This is a genomic window from Pseudomonas sp. G5(2012) (assembly GCF_000408945.1).
Lineage (GTDB): Bacteria > Pseudomonadota > Gammaproteobacteria > Pseudomonadales > Pseudomonadaceae > Aquipseudomonas > Aquipseudomonas umsongensis.
Genome location: NZ_APIO01000039.1, coordinates 121922 through 136498 on the forward strand (window position 1 = coordinate 121922; position 14577 = coordinate 136498).

At 52.6% G+C, this 14577-nt stretch carries 12 protein-coding genes; 5 read left to right on the forward strand and 7 right to left on the reverse strand.

The window, feature by feature from the left end; translation table 11 throughout:
- Nucleotides 1–98 precede the first annotated feature (98 nt).
- Entirely contained in the window at nucleotides 99–1256 is a 1158-nt protein-coding gene (locus PG5_RS13205) for a hypothetical protein (RefSeq protein WP_020797629.1), read from the reverse strand.
- Between the two features lie 771 nt (nucleotides 1257–2027).
- Between PG5_RS13205 and PG5_RS34445 the strand changes: the two genes are divergently transcribed.
- Both PG5_RS34445 and PG5_RS13210 read left to right on the forward strand, forming a co-directional pair.
- Nucleotides 2028–2198 (forward strand): hypothetical protein, encoded by a 171-nt coding sequence (locus PG5_RS34445; RefSeq protein ID WP_020797630.1) that lies wholly within the window; start codon nucleotides 2028–2030, stop codon nucleotides 2196–2198.
- 1 nt (nucleotide 2199) lies between these two features.
- On the forward strand, nucleotides 2200–2874 hold the full coding sequence (locus PG5_RS13210) for a hypothetical protein (protein WP_256228281.1): 675 nt from the start codon (nucleotides 2200–2202) through the stop codon (nucleotides 2872–2874).
- Nucleotides 2875–2903: 29 nt separating this feature from the next.
- Here the strand turns inward: PG5_RS13210 and PG5_RS13215 are convergent, their stop codons facing one another.
- Nucleotides 2904–4136: an RES family NAD+ phosphorylase gene (locus tag PG5_RS13215; RefSeq protein ID WP_219736431.1), complete on the reverse strand. Its 1233-nt coding sequence runs from the start codon at nucleotides 4134–4136 to the stop codon at nucleotides 2904–2906.
- Between the two features lie 197 nt (nucleotides 4137–4333).
- Between PG5_RS13215 and PG5_RS13220 the strand changes: the two genes are divergently transcribed.
- Together PG5_RS13220 and PG5_RS13225 are read left to right on the forward strand one after the other, a co-directional pair.
- Entirely contained in the window at nucleotides 4334–5056 is a 723-nt protein-coding gene (locus PG5_RS13220; protein WP_020797633.1) for a HEPN domain-containing protein, read from the forward strand.
- A 121-nt stretch (nucleotides 5057–5177) separates the two neighbouring features.
- On the forward strand, nucleotides 5178–6557 hold the full coding sequence (locus PG5_RS13225) for a DUF6035 family protein (protein ID WP_020797634.1): 1380 nt from the start codon (nucleotides 5178–5180) through the stop codon (nucleotides 6555–6557).
- 450 nt (nucleotides 6558–7007) lie between these two features.
- Here PG5_RS13225 and PG5_RS13230 read toward each other — a convergent pair whose 3' ends face one another.
- The 5 genes from PG5_RS13230 to PG5_RS13250 all read right to left on the reverse strand — a co-directional run bounded on the left by PG5_RS13230 (nucleotide 7008) and on the right by PG5_RS13250 (nucleotide 13276).
- Nucleotides 7008–7505, reverse strand: a complete 498-nt coding sequence (locus PG5_RS13230; RefSeq protein ID WP_256228284.1) for a hypothetical protein — start codon at nucleotides 7503–7505, stop codon at nucleotides 7008–7010.
- Between the two features lie 168 nt (nucleotides 7506–7673).
- Nucleotides 7674–9059, reverse strand: a complete 1386-nt coding sequence (locus tag PG5_RS13235; RefSeq protein WP_020797636.1) for a hypothetical protein — start codon at nucleotides 9057–9059, stop codon at nucleotides 7674–7676.
- Between the two features lie 598 nt (nucleotides 9060–9657).
- Nucleotides 9658–11652: a DUF3732 domain-containing protein gene (locus PG5_RS13240; RefSeq protein WP_042955371.1), complete on the reverse strand. Its 1995-nt coding sequence runs from the start codon at nucleotides 11650–11652 to the stop codon at nucleotides 9658–9660.
- Nucleotides 11649–12116 carry a three component ABC system middle component gene (locus PG5_RS13245; RefSeq protein WP_042955372.1) on the reverse strand — a complete coding sequence of 156 codons (468 nt, stop codon included), beginning with the start codon at nucleotides 12114–12116 and terminating at the stop codon, nucleotides 11649–11651. Before PG5_RS13245 ends, PG5_RS13240 begins: the two co-directional genes overlap by 4 nt.
- Nucleotides 12107–13276: a hypothetical protein gene (locus PG5_RS13250; protein ID WP_020797640.1), complete on the reverse strand. Its 1170-nt coding sequence runs from the start codon at nucleotides 13274–13276 to the stop codon at nucleotides 12107–12109. Before PG5_RS13250 ends, PG5_RS13245 begins: the two co-directional genes overlap by 10 nt.
- 440 nt (nucleotides 13277–13716) lie before the next feature.
- Between PG5_RS13250 and PG5_RS13255 the strand changes: the two genes are divergently transcribed.
- Nucleotides 13717–14562, forward strand: coding sequence for an abortive infection family protein (locus PG5_RS13255; protein ID WP_042955373.1), 846 nt, complete (start codon nucleotides 13717–13719; stop codon nucleotides 14560–14562).
- The last annotated feature ends 15 nt before the right edge of the window (nucleotides 14563–14577 follow it).

Genomic DNA, 14577 nt, shown 5'->3' on the forward strand with positions numbered 1-14577 from the left:
CTCAAGCAAAATCGAGCGGTGGGGGCGGGCACTGCCAAAAAACACATTCCAAAGGCTAATTTAACACCGACTACACCATTAGATACCTAGGTGGGCCCTCAACTAAAAGAAGTGAGATACCTTATCCCCTTGACAATTTTCCCAGTCAGCTTAATTACTTCCTTTGGATCAGTGTAAGCTATTCCATAGTATGTACTTTCCTTTTTGGTAAAGTTGAATCGTAACTGAGTTACGCCGTCCACCACATGCTGATCTCCACATTCGTCAATGACTTCTTCAGGCTCCCACATATAGCACTCAGGTCGAGTCAAGCACCAACGGAGAGCTTGGCAAGCAAATAGAATCCTTCGCAGGTATGGATACGCAGAAATCCGCGCCTTCTGTCTAGCCAAATCATTAAGTAACGAATACCCCTGCTCTACTACTATCAAGTCTCTTTTATCGATTTTTCTGATGGCTTCGGGATATGTGCGGATGACTCTATAGGTTTCAGCCAGTTCATTTATAAAGGTACCGATTCCATTAACTACCTTTACGTCAATCAGCGGGCCAGCACCTATAGTAAGAATTCGTTCAATGTCGATTGTTGAGAGTAAGCTTTCAATTGCATCAATCGCTTCTTGAGAGAGAGGTGTTTCAGCGGGATCAATTTCATCCTTGAATCTTCTAACTTCCCGATCAAGACCATTAATATCTAAACCATCCAGATGAAAGTTTTGACCGACTGGTATTGACACCTGCCACTTCCACAGCAGGAATGTGCTTTGACCAAGGTAGCTCCTGATTTCATCCCAACCTAGTATGTGCAGCTCTGGCAATGCAACAGAAGGAAGGCAGGGAAAAGGTGTGGAGTCATCACGCTCTGCTTTCGCCTTGGTATTTTTCTTTTCCACCCAATCAGACAATGACTTTTTGACATCCGAATGACTAATCAAGAAAAAATAGTGCGAAACGTCCTTTTCGTACTCCATGAGCAGCTTAAGCTCACGCTGAAGCGTGGTTGTAGTTATGTCAACCTGCCTCTTACACTGCGCCACAGCCATAGTGGCCGGATCTCTTACATCAACACCATACTGCTTGTCCCCGGTAGTCCCATACGCGTGCACGCGATTGTGCAACTTACTTAATATTTTAATATTTCGCGCCTTGAGGATAAACTCAAAGACGTCTACGCATAACCTTTCAAATTCCTTATGGTCTACTGGTGGCTGGAACTTACTCAACCTATTTTCTACTGACGATGAGAGCCCACTCATTTCCGCTCCTAGACATCAAAACACAAAGCCGAATCATTCAGCTCAACGGTCAAAATTCCTGCCCCAATAGATCTGGAGAAGACAAGCTGCAGGCTTAGGACAATACGCTTCAATTTCTGATAAGCGCTGCCCGGAACGGAATGATGGCACAAGCGCGTCCCCCAAAAAAGATTTGTGCCACTATCATTCAGGAGGGGGAATTTTCGATAGTTTACATGCCCTAGGCTGTTTGCTCAGGAGCAAAATAGAGATCGATTGATATGCTTCCGCACAGTACGTGCGATGGGCTCTAGAAGGGTCAGCGTCGTGGGTAGATGATTTTAGAATCATCCATCAAGTCATCGACATACACCAAAGGTACGGACGAGCGAACACGCCCAGAGATTCTCTGGCTACGTCCTGTGGAGATTTAGGATCTGGTCAAATAACCATCAGCCTCCATCCCGCCTACCCGCTTGCCACTCTGAGGACATGAAGATCTCGTGAATCCGCTCCGGGGTGGCTCCGCAGAAATCGGCTTTGCTGCGATACGCCCCGCCCGCCGTATATTCTGGGCGGTGCATTGATTCTTATTGGCCAGCTCTACCAGACGCAGTTCGTGGAGCTTTCCATCAGCGCACCGGGTAGCAGACGTTGATAAGAGATAGCGCTTCACCTAATCTACCTGCGTGGCAGCCACTGAACGGTCGTCTGCAGAGGGCGCAGCGTTCCTCCGCTCCGTTGGTAGGCTGCGGGGTTTGGTGTACAATGCCCTATGAATCAGGAGGATTTATGACTGCTTTCCTCAAAAGCCTTATGGGCAAAAACGACCTTGTGTCCAAAGTCTTGAAACGCCACAGCTCTAAAAAGGCTGTGAGTGCCTTTGCGCGCGGTCTGAGCACAGAGAGTGCAGCCACCATCAACGCTCGCTTCGCGAAGGTCAAGCGTGTGGCTTCTCGATAGGATGCGTAAGAAAGGCCCCAAAAAAGCGCCTCCCAAGCCCTTCCTACCCAAGCCCTCCGCCAACGACGACGAGTCGGTGGTGGAGCACAATGTCATGTACGAAAAGCTGGTCGAGAACCCCGATGACATCGTGGGGCAGCTCGCCTATTGTATGTACAAGCAGAGCAAGCAGCAGTATCTCCAGCAATTCGCGTCGCGAAACAAAAGGCAGCCCAGCGACGCGGAAGTCCGCAACCACGTCCATTGTGCAGAATTACCTGCCGTGGATATGTACAAAGACACCGCCAACAACCTGTTCAACGATTATCTGGCTCAGGCTATCCAGGACAAGCTGGATGAGATGGAGGAGCAGTACAAGGCTGAGCTTTGGCTTTTCATCAAGCGGCACAAGCCTGAGTCGAAATTCGAGCAGTTCTTACATGGCTCCAAAGCGCTGTTCTTTGGAGGCATCGGCGGTGTCGTAGGCAATGCACTCACGACCCTTATCGTCATCCTTGTTCTGTTCGGGGCGGCGTCCAGCGTCACCCGCGACGACTTCGCACAGAGTACGAAGGAACGGATCATTTCCGGTTTGGCCGAAACCTTCGGCGTCGGCATCTTGATCAGACCCGCCCCGAAAGCCGACCTGCCAGTCGAGTCGGCGTCAGCATCGACGCCAGTAACCTCAACCCGCTAAGCAGCCGCCTGGCTGCTGCAACGCCCCGGCTAAATACTCTCGCAGCCCTGAGCCCTCTCCGAGAGGGCTTTATCGATGGGGCGGTACTCCACTGCTTTGATAGAGTGCTGAACGAGGCTTGCGTTTACATACGCAATGCGAGGGGGGTCAGATTGTCTCGGCCCCCGCACTCCATGGCTGCCGTCGAACTCCCACTGCAATGCCGTTTCTACGCAGACGACATGCGAGAACAGGGTGATGTTACTTCCCGAGGGATCCTGAACCGACTTGAAGATGACGCCATCGATACGAGGCTCTACGCAGGTGGCCAGGTATTCGGCGATGAACTGAGATACCAGATAATTTCTCTCCGATCCTGGGAGCACTGGTGCGGTGATCTTATCGTGCAGGTACTTGAGGAATTCCCTGCGCCCGGACTTTCGGAAGTAGTCGGGATCGAAGACGCTCGGCTCGAGCCCAAGATCGGCATTTTCGAATCGTTCGAAGTCCAGCACGCTAACCGATTTGTTCAATCTGAACTCCCCGCTGACGACAGTCCCACCTACCGGAGGTCGAAGTTCAGCCACGCAGGTTATTCGCTTGAAGGCACCATAAAATGCCGGTACGCCATTGGGGTTCATTCGCCCCTCGCCTGCCAGCGCCTTAGGCGGCGCCGCGAGCTTGGTCGCGGGATCGGCGCTGATTTCATCAACGCTTGACGACGTCATGCAGGTGCGGGCGCGGTAAATTGGTGGAGCGTTTTCAGGAGTCAGCACGCGCACCACAGACAGAGCCTCTGACTCTTCTGAGTACTTATGCAGCCCTTCGAATAGCCAGTCTAAGTATTCTCTGGCTTGCTGATTGAAAAAGCGACTGCCGTGCTTTACACCTTCCTCAAACTCTCCCCATTTCAAGCCAATATGATCATGTGTGGAAGACCTCTTCAGGTATTCGTCGTCGCGCCGGAAGGACGTCAGGTTGCTGCAAACCGCGCCCACGATTGGCTCACTAGCTGAACAACCAAACATCGAGATGATCCAGTGCTCGATGTTATCGCCATGCGTTACGAAGAAGTCGCCGTCGCCACCAACGTGACGGTGAGTTCCTACACAAACGTGTTTACCGAGGGCGTCCTCCACGCAGGTAACGATCTCGCTGAGCGGTGAGCACGTACGCGTCGAGTTACAGAGCCCACACACAACGGCGCTACCTTTGAGCCGGATCTGCTCGCCAAGAAAAGAATCGAATGCACACTCGGAACACACATTTACATTTTCAGCCATCGCGTGCTCATCGTCCTTTTGCATAATGGTGGCAAAGTACAAGTACGTGGAAGCTCGGCATGATCGCTGATGATCATCCGCAGACCAACACCTGATTTGCCGATCCGTTGCGTGAGCTTCCACGCACAGCGACACCCCTCCATGAACGTCACAGGACAGGACATCGTATTAGCAGCGTCAAGGAACACTTCTTCGAGTTGCAACAGCAAGGCTGCATTGAGGGGATCAAACAGGTATATGGAATCGACATCGACAAGGATGATGAGCGCTGGGCGGAGCTGGCCGCCGAGTACTCAGCCATGCTTGACGGAGAAGAGGAAGAAGCTGAGTTCCAATGGCTGAACCGGCATACGCATAGCGAGTTTTTCCTCAACTTTCCCGAAGACCTTGCGACCGCATCCAGCCTATTGACGCTTGGCGATAGTGAGCAGCACACCGATACACTGAACAAGCTTGTGTATGCCCATGCCGTGACCTTGATGGAGGCGCTTATCAGTTCTGTCGTTTGCAAGCTCGTCGTTAGTGACAAGGGGCTGCTGATCAATCTGGTGGCTGGGTACCGGAAGCTGAGTACGCGCACGATCAACCTCAAGGAGGTTGCCGAGCAGCCCAAGCTCGTGGAGAGCATCGTCCTCACCACACTGAAGGAGCTGACGCTGCACAACGTCGGAACGGTGAAAGAGGTGCTGGGTGCGATGTTTGGCAAACACATGGACAGCTTGGAGGTGGGCGAGATCGGTCGCATCTGCAGCAAGCGCCATGACATCGTCCACCGCAATGGTAAGACTGTCGACGATCAGCCGATCGAGCTCACTACGGAAGAGGTTAAACAGGCAATACGCACCATTCGTGAATTTGCTGAAGAGCTGAAATCCAGGATCGATAATGCCGCCTGCGAACGAGAGTCCGCTGATTTCTAGATGGCGCACCAGTGGACGCTGACCGTGTGCAAATCAGGGTGTGAGTAAGTGTAAAGGGTTCGGTGGCAGCGGGCCGCTGATTTCCGGAGGCTGGTTAGGAGACCCCACGAAAGGAAGCCGTATGTTCACCCATGAAATCGCACAGCCCACCGACACCATGCTCCTGACCGAGATCCTCGACATGGAGAACGGCGAAAACGTCGACCTGCAGGTTTTCCTGAGCCGCGAGCTGAGCCTGGTCATCAAAGACCGGGGCGAGCTGGCCAGCAGGTATGCACGCAATCCCGAAGAACCCTGGCTGGTCTGCCAGTTATGCTCGGCGCCGGTCATCCTGGTACGCACCAAAGGTCGGCGTTTTCACTTCCGCCACCACCCGCGAGAGGAGGTCGAGCAGAAGTGTTCGATTTCCACGCGTGGCCAACTCAGTGCTGAGCAGATCAACTGCATTAAGTACAACGCAGCCAAGGAAAGCTCTGCTCACCTCAGGCTCAAGAGCATCATTCGAGACAGCTTGATTGCCGATGAAAACTGCAGCGAGCCGCAAGTGGAAGCTGTCTGGAAGGGCATGCGGCTTGCTGACCGAGCGCAGTGGCGCAAGCCGGATGTGCAGGTAGAACACGCCGGCCAGCGACTGGCATTCGAGGTGCAGCTCTCGACCACCTATCTAACCGAGATCGTAGGCCGGCGCGAATTCTACCGAATGAACAACGGCGGCATGGTCTGGGTATTCCAGAGCTTCGATCCAAGCATCACTCGAACCTCCGAGGAAGACATCTTCTACCTGAACAACCACAACGTCTTCATCGTGAATGAGGCAACACTGGAGCGATCGCGACACGCGAAACACATGGCCATGGATTGCTGGTATGCGGTACCGCACCTGAGGGGCAAGACGATCATCAACGAGTGGGTGATGGAGGAGGTTTTCCTCTACCAGCTAACTGTAGATACCAAGGCACAGAAGGTGTTCTTCAAGGACTACGATGCCATTCGTGCCGAGTTGGAAAGCTCATTGGATATCTCGAAAGCCCGCCAGGCGTTTTATGACTTCTGGTTCGAACATGCCCCAAATGATTGCCGGGAAACGGATGCCGCCTGGGTTATTCTGCGGGAAAAGATGCGCGTTGCTTTACCGCGCTTGCACCTGCCAACGGACTACCGCACGGGCAAATTTCATGGAGCGATTTCACTGATGCTGAGCGCCCGCTTTGGCCGGCCTGTCGGTTACAACCTGCCGCGCTTACTGAACGTTGCCAACACTGCGTTCGACCACTACAAGCAGTACCTCTACCCGTTTGGCTGGGCGCTCAAACTATGCGATACCGAGCATCTGCTGAAGGAGCAGGACACCAAAGGTACGTGGCTTCGGCGCATTGAGGTCATCAAGGACGGTATGAGGAATCATGACGAGGCGTTCCGGCAAGATCCCAGCCTCAACCGACTGATCGCATTCCTCGTTCCCGAGATTACCGAGAAGCTCGCCCAAGCCAGGGATTGGTAACCCGCGAAGAGCACTGCGAACCGGGGGCGCATGGAAGGGTTCTAGAGTATCTTGGCCGAACGTCGACTTCGCTGCCGCATCCTGCGGGGGAAGCGTTATGATAGATGGTTGCCGATAGCCTGCGAGCGCTCTGCAGCGTGATCCTCGTCAAGCAGCTTGACGGGGGCGCTCCAGCCCAAAACCTGGGCGGTTGCCGAAGTAATTTCCACTTTCTGTGTTGACATAGTGACCCTCGTTGCTCAAGAATGATCACGAGGGCTCAATAAGAGCAGGGCTGATCTGGATCATGGCGATATTGGCAGATCAGTGTGGATTGCGCAGGTCGCCACCTGTGCGGTAGCGGTAACCGGCAACAATGGTTAGCTTCCGACCCCTTTCAGGCAGCTCTGCCTGGACGTGCTAAGCAAGCGCTGCGACTACCAGCCCTCAATGAATTCTCTAAAAAGGCGCCTACGGCGCCTTTTTTGCTTTCAGCGTGCCGACCTTCATCGCGCTCTGCTTCTTCAGAACCTTGTAAGCGGTCACTACAGAATAGAAATTCTCGCCTTCGGCATCCAGCTGTGGGGAGAGGATCACAACCCCCTTCGCGCCCCTCACAATCGTCAAACGGTAACCATCACGGGTTTGATACCCCTCGCAAAGAATCTGCGCCCCCTGCGACAGAATTGCCGCTACGAAAGCCGGGACATCTTCGATCTTCGGGCAGCCAGCACCGACCAGTTCATGACCGTGACCTTCCCAGATATGGCGAACACCAAAGCCTTTACTGAAACCATGATGCTTGCCTACCCGCAGGTAGATCTCGCCACCGGGCAACGTGAGGTTACGACTACTGTAGGGTTCGATATAGCCATAGCTGAGCAAACCAGTGACTGGGTGCGGTACGCAAACCTCTTTGTCCAGGGTCGCGTAATCAAACAGCGGCACAAGGGGCATCAATGCTGACAAGTGTTCTTCATCCAGTGGTGGCTAGTCCCTGAGGGCGTCGCCATTCTGCCACAGATTTTAATGGTCATTCTGACCGCCCTGCCCTGCTCTGCCAGACCTTACAACGACCTCGGGTTGGCGACGCTGGGGGTAGGTGTCACTACCTTAAGCCAAAGCTCTATTACAGCACTATCGCGGCTTTTTAGAGGCTTTGTCCTGCCGCCAATGGGTATCACCCTCGACTTCACGCGCAGCCCCAGAGGAGAGCATCAAGGTTTGCACAGGGTAAATATCCATGAAATTAGGGACGCGGGCGAAGTCCTGCGTGGTTTCAGCCCACTGGTAACCATTTTCCAAGGGGTAATAGTTCACGGCGTGCATGAGCACGCCCGCCACAGTTGTACCGGACGCATCGTAGTTCGCGATGTTGTCGATGTTTTTCGCTCTTCTCATCTCCTCAATCGCAATGCCATCGCGGGTTTCATAGAACACGTGAACGACTCCAGGTTTGTCCGGTGGAATCTGAGTCACCGCGTCGTTGATTAGGCTTTTGAAGTGCTTCGAACGTAGCCCGAGCGATATCTCATGATCACAGCGCCACTGAGCAGCCACGCAGTTAGCAACGTCCTGGACAAAGATGTTGAGAATGCTATCGGGAGTGCCGGCGCGCACGATGCTTTCTGCGATCGTTGCAATGCTGCGCTTTTCATTGCTGTCTACGTCACCGAACACCAAAAACTCATGCTGTGGGCAGTTGGGTCGGACTGAGAAGCGACGGTAATGACGCTCAAGAGGCCCCCGATCAACCCAGCGCAATTCGACACTGATCGATCCGTTTCTTACCCGGCCTCCGCCCTTCTGAAGTACCAAATCCACAACCCTGATCACTTCCTCTGCCGACGCATGTTTGACCTGGTCATGGAAAGTGATATCAACAATGCTCCATGGCGCGACCCTCAACATGTGAAGGCTCAGTACCGCCCAGATTTGAGCCCAAGCATTCCGCTCATCCAGCGAGTATCTAGTTTGCTGAGCAGCTCGCTTGCACTCGACATAAAAGCCTTCTTCACCTGTTTGAACGAGTAGATCGGGTGTCTTCTTGGTCTTTCCGTCCGGCCAGGTGATGCTCAGTTCCGGAAGAAAGGAAACCTTGTATCCATTTTTCAGGTAGAACGAGGCGGTCAACAGCTCAAAGAGCTGGGTGTCGGGCTGGTTGTTGTTCGCCAACATTTTGTCCATAACGCTATCTACGTTCGGAATGTTGCGGACTTGCTCAGCGACAGAGCCAATCGCCAGGGCATAAGGATAAACGCGCTTACTGCTATAGGCGGAATCGCTTTGCTGCACGTCATAGGCCAGCTCGCATGCCAAGATGTACCAGTCCACATCACCGTCTTCAGGCTCGAAGAGCTGAGGCTCGATCGGAAGTGCAAGATTCAGGTTATATTCCTTCTCACGTACGCGCGCCTCATAGGCAGCCTTGCGCTTAGCCCAGGCCTGCTCGCCAAGCCTGTCGACCAGCAGCCTGTAGAACGCCTTGATACGCGAGTACTCCATTTGACGAATCAGATCCATAGTCGTTTCCTCCATGCATTGCACGGAGGGTAAGCGCTGCACAATCAAACTGCCACCAGCCTTTGCAGGCCAATCTCCATGGCCGAGCACGCCTCCAACAATGGCTCTATTTCCTTGCCTCGCCAGATGAGCAAGGAGTGCAGAAACAACAAAGCCCAGTTGTGAGGCCGGGCTTTGTAGATGGGGTACAACGGAAACGTTACGAGGTCTTGCGACGAACGAAGATCGAGTGGGTCACCTGAGCCTTTCACCACCCGCGAAGTTGGGGTTGTGGGCTTGCCCGTACACGAACGTGCTGCTGGTACGATCCCAGCGGGACACTTTCACATCGTAGACCTCAAAACCTACAGGCCGAACTCGAATTGGTCATAGTCGGCCTTTTGGCTCTCGAAGATCTCTGCATCGCTGACCGAGATCGCCAACGAGCACCGACTCACCAGGTTGATGATGTCTAGGATTCGTGCTTCTTCCTAAAGGCAAACCAAACTGATGAATCTCAAAAAGTATTAGAGGCTTCATAACACGCAATTTACTTGCGCATTACGTACCTGAAGCCTCTAAACCTTCGGTTTGTGAGCAAACATTTCAAAGCCGCAAGTCAGTCAGCGATAAAACCACGCGTACGCCACTGCTGCCTCACAAAATCACCGAAGTTATAACCTTCCCCAAGGTCGAGTCCGTCGGCGTGATCACAAACGATAATCTGCGGCCTCACACCAGTTTGCTCTGCAGTATCATCACAAAACTTAGCAAGTTGAGTAAACATGTTCGACACCGCATCGATGTCGTCGTGCAATGCGACACCCTTGGTGTCATCAGGCCTTAAATTATCAGCTACAAAAGTCTTGCCATCGTCCTTGGCAGGAAAATAAACCTGTGTAGGTTGGTCAAGGAATAGAATCGGCGGAATCTTGCACTTATCGGCCCTGGCTGCAAATTGATAATGTAGCGCCATGAACAAAGTAAGGTGCGAATAAACCCAGTTTGCACCACTCCCCATAGACCTGAGAAATACCTTTTTGAAGGCTTCTTTCTCATGCCACAAGTCGAAGCTGTTTACGTCAAACTTTAGAGAACCCGTCTTGTACGTTTCTTCGAAGTGGAATTTCTTACCAAGCTCTTTCATTTTCTTGTTGATGTCTCTCGCCAGCCTGTCCAGCTCGATATCAACATCATACTCATCAAGTTGGGCCTGGTATTTCTTAACCTCCGCCTCCCAATGATCCTTCATCTTCTTCAAGTCAGAAGGCGGGTTCTCGATGAACCTGTCGATTTCGATCTCAAGCAGCAGCTTCGTTTTCTTCGGAGCATCCTCCAACGAGCTGGCCTGGGCCAGTCGCTTTTCCTGCTCTTCAAAAGGCTTGAGGGAGGTCTGGACTTCTTTGAGCTTCTGACGAAATTCCTTGATATCTTTCCTCAGATCGCGACTCTCCTGCCCCAGGCTCTCCCGCGCAAACGACGAAAGCTTCAGTTCAGTGTTCAGCCACTCGATGGCCTGTGTCAGCTTGTTGGCCTGATCCTCCGGGATATCGGAGTGTGACTCGCACACCGGGCAGAACGTGTGCTCAAGGTCAGTGGAGCGGGGAATCGTCAGCGAGGCATACGAGACACCAATTCCCTTCGCCTGCTCGACAGAACGCTCAAGTAGATTGAGACGACCGATCGCCGAACGCAGGTCGGCAACGTGTTTGGCCTTTTGGTCACGCAACGAGTTGAGCCTCTTCTCGTAATCATCGGCCAGCCCATCCACAGAGACTGGGGTGCTGTTCATCAGCCTGAGCGCCTGACTTGGCTTGATGAAAATCTCATCAGCCGTCATCTCGAATAGGGGGACTCCAGCGAGCGCTTGGTACTCCGAGAGAAGCTTGCCGAACTTCCCAACTGTTTCTTCCCTGACTTTCTCGTCTTTGGGGATTTTCAGCTCAACCCGACGAAGCTCATAGGCTGCTTCGGTAAGATCCTTGGCGATATCAAAATACTCTTCCTTCACGATACCCATGAATATCTTGAAGTGATCGATGGCCTGATCCCGTTTAACCTTCTCATCGAATCGGTAAAAAATGGCGTGCTTGTTCGCGACCAGGTTCTGGTGTTGAAGCATAAACGAAGGGAAGCTGCGCACAGATGGCGTGGCACCCTTGCTACCCGTGACCTCTTTGTACATCGGGTCTTTATCAATGTTCTCCAGCGTTACGCCAAAGTACTTTCCGAGACTCTTTAGGAATGCATCTTTATGGATGTAATATCGATCGTCAAAGAAACACTCAACATGCCCCATGAGTTCTAGGACATTCTCTCCTTCTGACCCGGTGACCTCGCGTAGGAAGCAACGTTTGGATGCCGCTGCTCGCGCCAGCACAAGCGTCAGACTCGGGAACTGCAGAACGGTGAAGAACGTATCGCCACGCTCAGTCAGCTTACCATCCGGAATAGTGTCTTCACTGCTACCCAAGCAGTAGTCAAAGATCTCCAGAATAGCGCTTTTCCCGGTAGACGACTTACCGGTGATGATATTGAGGCCACGGGAAAACTCCACAGTGTGAAGTCTTTTATCCTTGTCTACGACGCCGATATATCTTACATAGCAGTTCATAGCGATTTCAGCCCCAATGACCTATAAACAGAAACGACATTTTCACCCGTAAACACCACTGCGAGTTTCCGAGCGTACTTCAACAACTGTGCATCGGCATTTTCCGCTCTGATTTTGCCTTGCGGAGCCACCGACATATCCTCATTGATCTTTATGCTCCGCTCCGAGTTAAGGATGAGTAGGGAAGCATTCGTGATCGGCTTGTATTCTTCGATCCGCGACTCCAAACCGAGAATCCGGCTGGGTTCCTGCATCAAGGTACGGATCGAGCTATTTTTCCCCGCGTAATGGAGAAACTTGTGGATAGGCTTGTAGGTGATCAAGGGCAAAACCAAGTAGCTCAGTAGGATATCTTTCTCGGTCGGATCCCAGTGATCGTAAAAGGAGTGGATTATCGGCGCGAGGGCAAATGGCGTTCGGCGCAACGTGTAAATATGATCTGCGGCATTCATACTCACGGCCATAACCTCCAGTAAAACTCTCTTTCCTCGTCATCGGACTTCACGTCAGCAAGCATGTGATAAATGCCATTTCGGAAATCGGTCGTGGTGTCTTCGAAAGTATTCAGCTGCACCACCTCTGCAGAGTGCTGCTTGAAGAAAAACTTCAGTGACTGACGCTTCAGCTGGATGGGGCATGTCTCGTCCATCCAGTCGACCATCGCACTTAGCCGACCATCCAGATGACGATCCAGATGGTTTTTCTGATAGCGTTTGATATCAAAATCCGAGGCCAGGTTGTCTTGGTACAGCTCATCAATGACCTCACCGGCAATCAAAAGCTGCAGAGCAGCGTGCCTGACGCGTGACTCGCCATCGATCTCGCGGATCTTCTGCACGAAAGGCCGATTGGCAATCTCATCAAGCACAATCGTCTGCTTCAGCGCTTCAGCATCCACCTCTGGGAAGACGCTCGAATGTTTCATGTACCGCTTGGTCAGCTCAACAGTCTTGGCGGTGAACTCCTCACAGGTGATTTCCCAGCCGGTATCGATATACCGGGTGCTGCCAATGAAGCCCAGGATGTCATCGATGTAGGATTGACGCTTCGACTCTCGTATCACCCTCAGATGATCAAGCTCGTAAGCATCGAGCCTTTCTTTGAGCGAAGGCGAGCCAGTGATGAACACCGCCCTCTCCAACACCTCAAGCAGATCATCCCTCAGCTCTGGAGCCATCACGGATCGTAAGAGCTCCAAGGTCTCTGAAGGCTTTTTCGCCTTGGAAGCGACAAACCGCTGCTCGGCACCGTCGTAGATCGCAGTGAGCAAGGCGAGCTTATTGGCAGCGGCACAGCTGTTCCAATCGGTCAGCGTCGACTTTGGCGAGTACTCCTGGTTCGTCACCAATATCAGGCTTTCGTACGCCGTATGGTCAAACGCCTTGTTCAGCCAGTTGTTGAGGGTGTTCCAGATGTTCTGGTGGCCATCCCTCAAAGCATCGGCGTAGAGCTTGACCTCAACCTGGGCCTCGTCTTCCAGAGTCACATCCCCGAAAACCTCGACCCACAAGCGCTTTCCCTTCTTCAGCTTGTGGCAGTACTCAAGCGCGACCACAAGCTGATACGTGAGTGCTTCGAAAAGCTTCGTAGCATCAAACGGTAACTTATCTGGCAATTTATCCATAAAAATTCCACGACCGCATTCGGAGCACGAGCAGATGAGTTGACTGCACTGATGGCGAGATGATCAGCGTTTTCCACAGCACTTGGCGGCGGAAAATAACTGTACGAATAGACAGTAAAACATTACCCAAATTCGACACTTGACTGTATATAAATACAGCTTTTCATATTGAATCCACTGGATGGTAGCACTTCAAACTCGATGATCGCAAAGGGCTATCAAGCAATTGAGCCGAGCCAATTTCATCGAACTATCAAAGGGATATCCATTGGATACCCGAAGGCTATTTGGAGAGTATCTTTAAGGTATCCCTTGTATCCGAAGGGGTAACAAGAAATGCGTGGCGCACTGGCTGATGGGCGAGGCCAAGAGAGTAGCCAGAGTTCAAAAGAAGCGCTGATACACTCAGTGCATGCTCATTAGGAATGTCAGGACAACATATGGAAACTTACACTATTCCTCAATACTTAATATCTGCAGTTGCCGACTCCGTTTCAACCTTTGAAACTCATGCCAGTTTGGACAGCTTGTTCATGTACGCCAACGCTCCAGGCGATCCCCCGGAGGGTAGCAAGGCCGTCAAAGCGCAGGAGTGGCTGCGCAGGATCAGCAAGGAATGCGGCGCGGATGCACTACCCATCGTCGGTCGCATTATCGAGAAGTATATGGAAGATGAGGAAGACACCTCTGGGCGCTTCTGGATAAATCCGCAGCAAGCCAAAGAGCGGAAGGCAAAAATCAACAGGATCAAGGATGGATTGGAGCGTGCCGGACTCACCTACAACCCAGGAGGAATGCTCACCAAGGGCGAGGGGCTAGCGACCAAGACGCTGTCCGAGCTCATCAAGAGCCGCAATATCGGCGCCATCGACTTTGAATTCGAGCGTGCCATCAAGAACATAGAGTCGAGCCCACGGGAGGCCGTGTCGGCAGCGTGCAACATCCTCGAATCGGTGTTCAAGGTGTACATCGAAGAGCATGACCACCTCATCATGCCCGCCAAGCAGGATCTGCAGGCTGTCTGGAAGATCGTCAGGGCTGATCTGGGGTTAGACGCATCAATACTTGAGGAGCGAGACCTGCAGGAGATCGTGACGGGGGTGGTGGCGACTGTCCATGGCATTGGTGCACTGCGCACTCACGCCAGCTCGGCGCACGGTGCGGGAAAACGACCCTACAAGCTCAAACCACGACATGCTCGGCTGGCGATCCATGCGGCTCATACCATCGCTGCATTCGTTCTGGAGACGTGGGACGAAAAGAGCGGTCGATCCCAGACAATCTGATCGCACTGCCACAGA

Excerpts from the sequence above, each read along its gene's own strand:
- PG5_RS13240 (WP_042955371.1), bottom strand. The coding sequence starts at position 11,652 with ATGAACTGCTATGTAAGATATATCGGCGTCGTAGACAAGGATAAAAGA.
- PG5_RS13245 (WP_042955372.1), bottom strand. The coding sequence starts at position 12,116 with ATGGCCGTGAGTATGAATGCCGCAGATCATATTTACACGTTGCGCCGA.
- PG5_RS13205 (WP_020797629.1), bottom strand. The coding sequence starts at position 1,256 with ATGAGTGGGCTCTCATCGTCAGTAGAAAATAGGTTGAGTAAGTTCCAG.
- PG5_RS13250 (WP_020797640.1), bottom strand. The coding sequence starts at position 13,276 with ATGGATAAATTGCCAGATAAGTTACCGTTTGATGCTACGAAGCTTTTC.
- PG5_RS13225 (WP_020797634.1), top strand. The coding sequence starts at position 5,178 with ATGTTCACCCATGAAATCGCACAGCCCACCGACACCATGCTCCTGACC.
- PG5_RS34445 (WP_020797630.1), top strand. The coding sequence starts at position 2,028 with ATGACTGCTTTCCTCAAAAGCCTTATGGGCAAAAACGACCTTGTGTCC.
- PG5_RS13215 (WP_219736431.1), bottom strand. The coding sequence starts at position 4,136 with ATGGCTGAAAATGTAAATGTGTGTTCCGAGTGTGCATTCGATTCTTTT.
- PG5_RS13235 (WP_020797636.1), bottom strand. The coding sequence starts at position 9,059 with ATGGATCTGATTCGTCAAATGGAGTACTCGCGTATCAAGGCGTTCTAC.
- PG5_RS13210 (WP_256228281.1), top strand. The coding sequence starts at position 2,200 with ATGCGTAAGAAAGGCCCCAAAAAAGCGCCTCCCAAGCCCTTCCTACCC.
- PG5_RS13255 (WP_042955373.1), top strand. The coding sequence starts at position 13,717 with ATGGAAACTTACACTATTCCTCAATACTTAATATCTGCAGTTGCCGAC.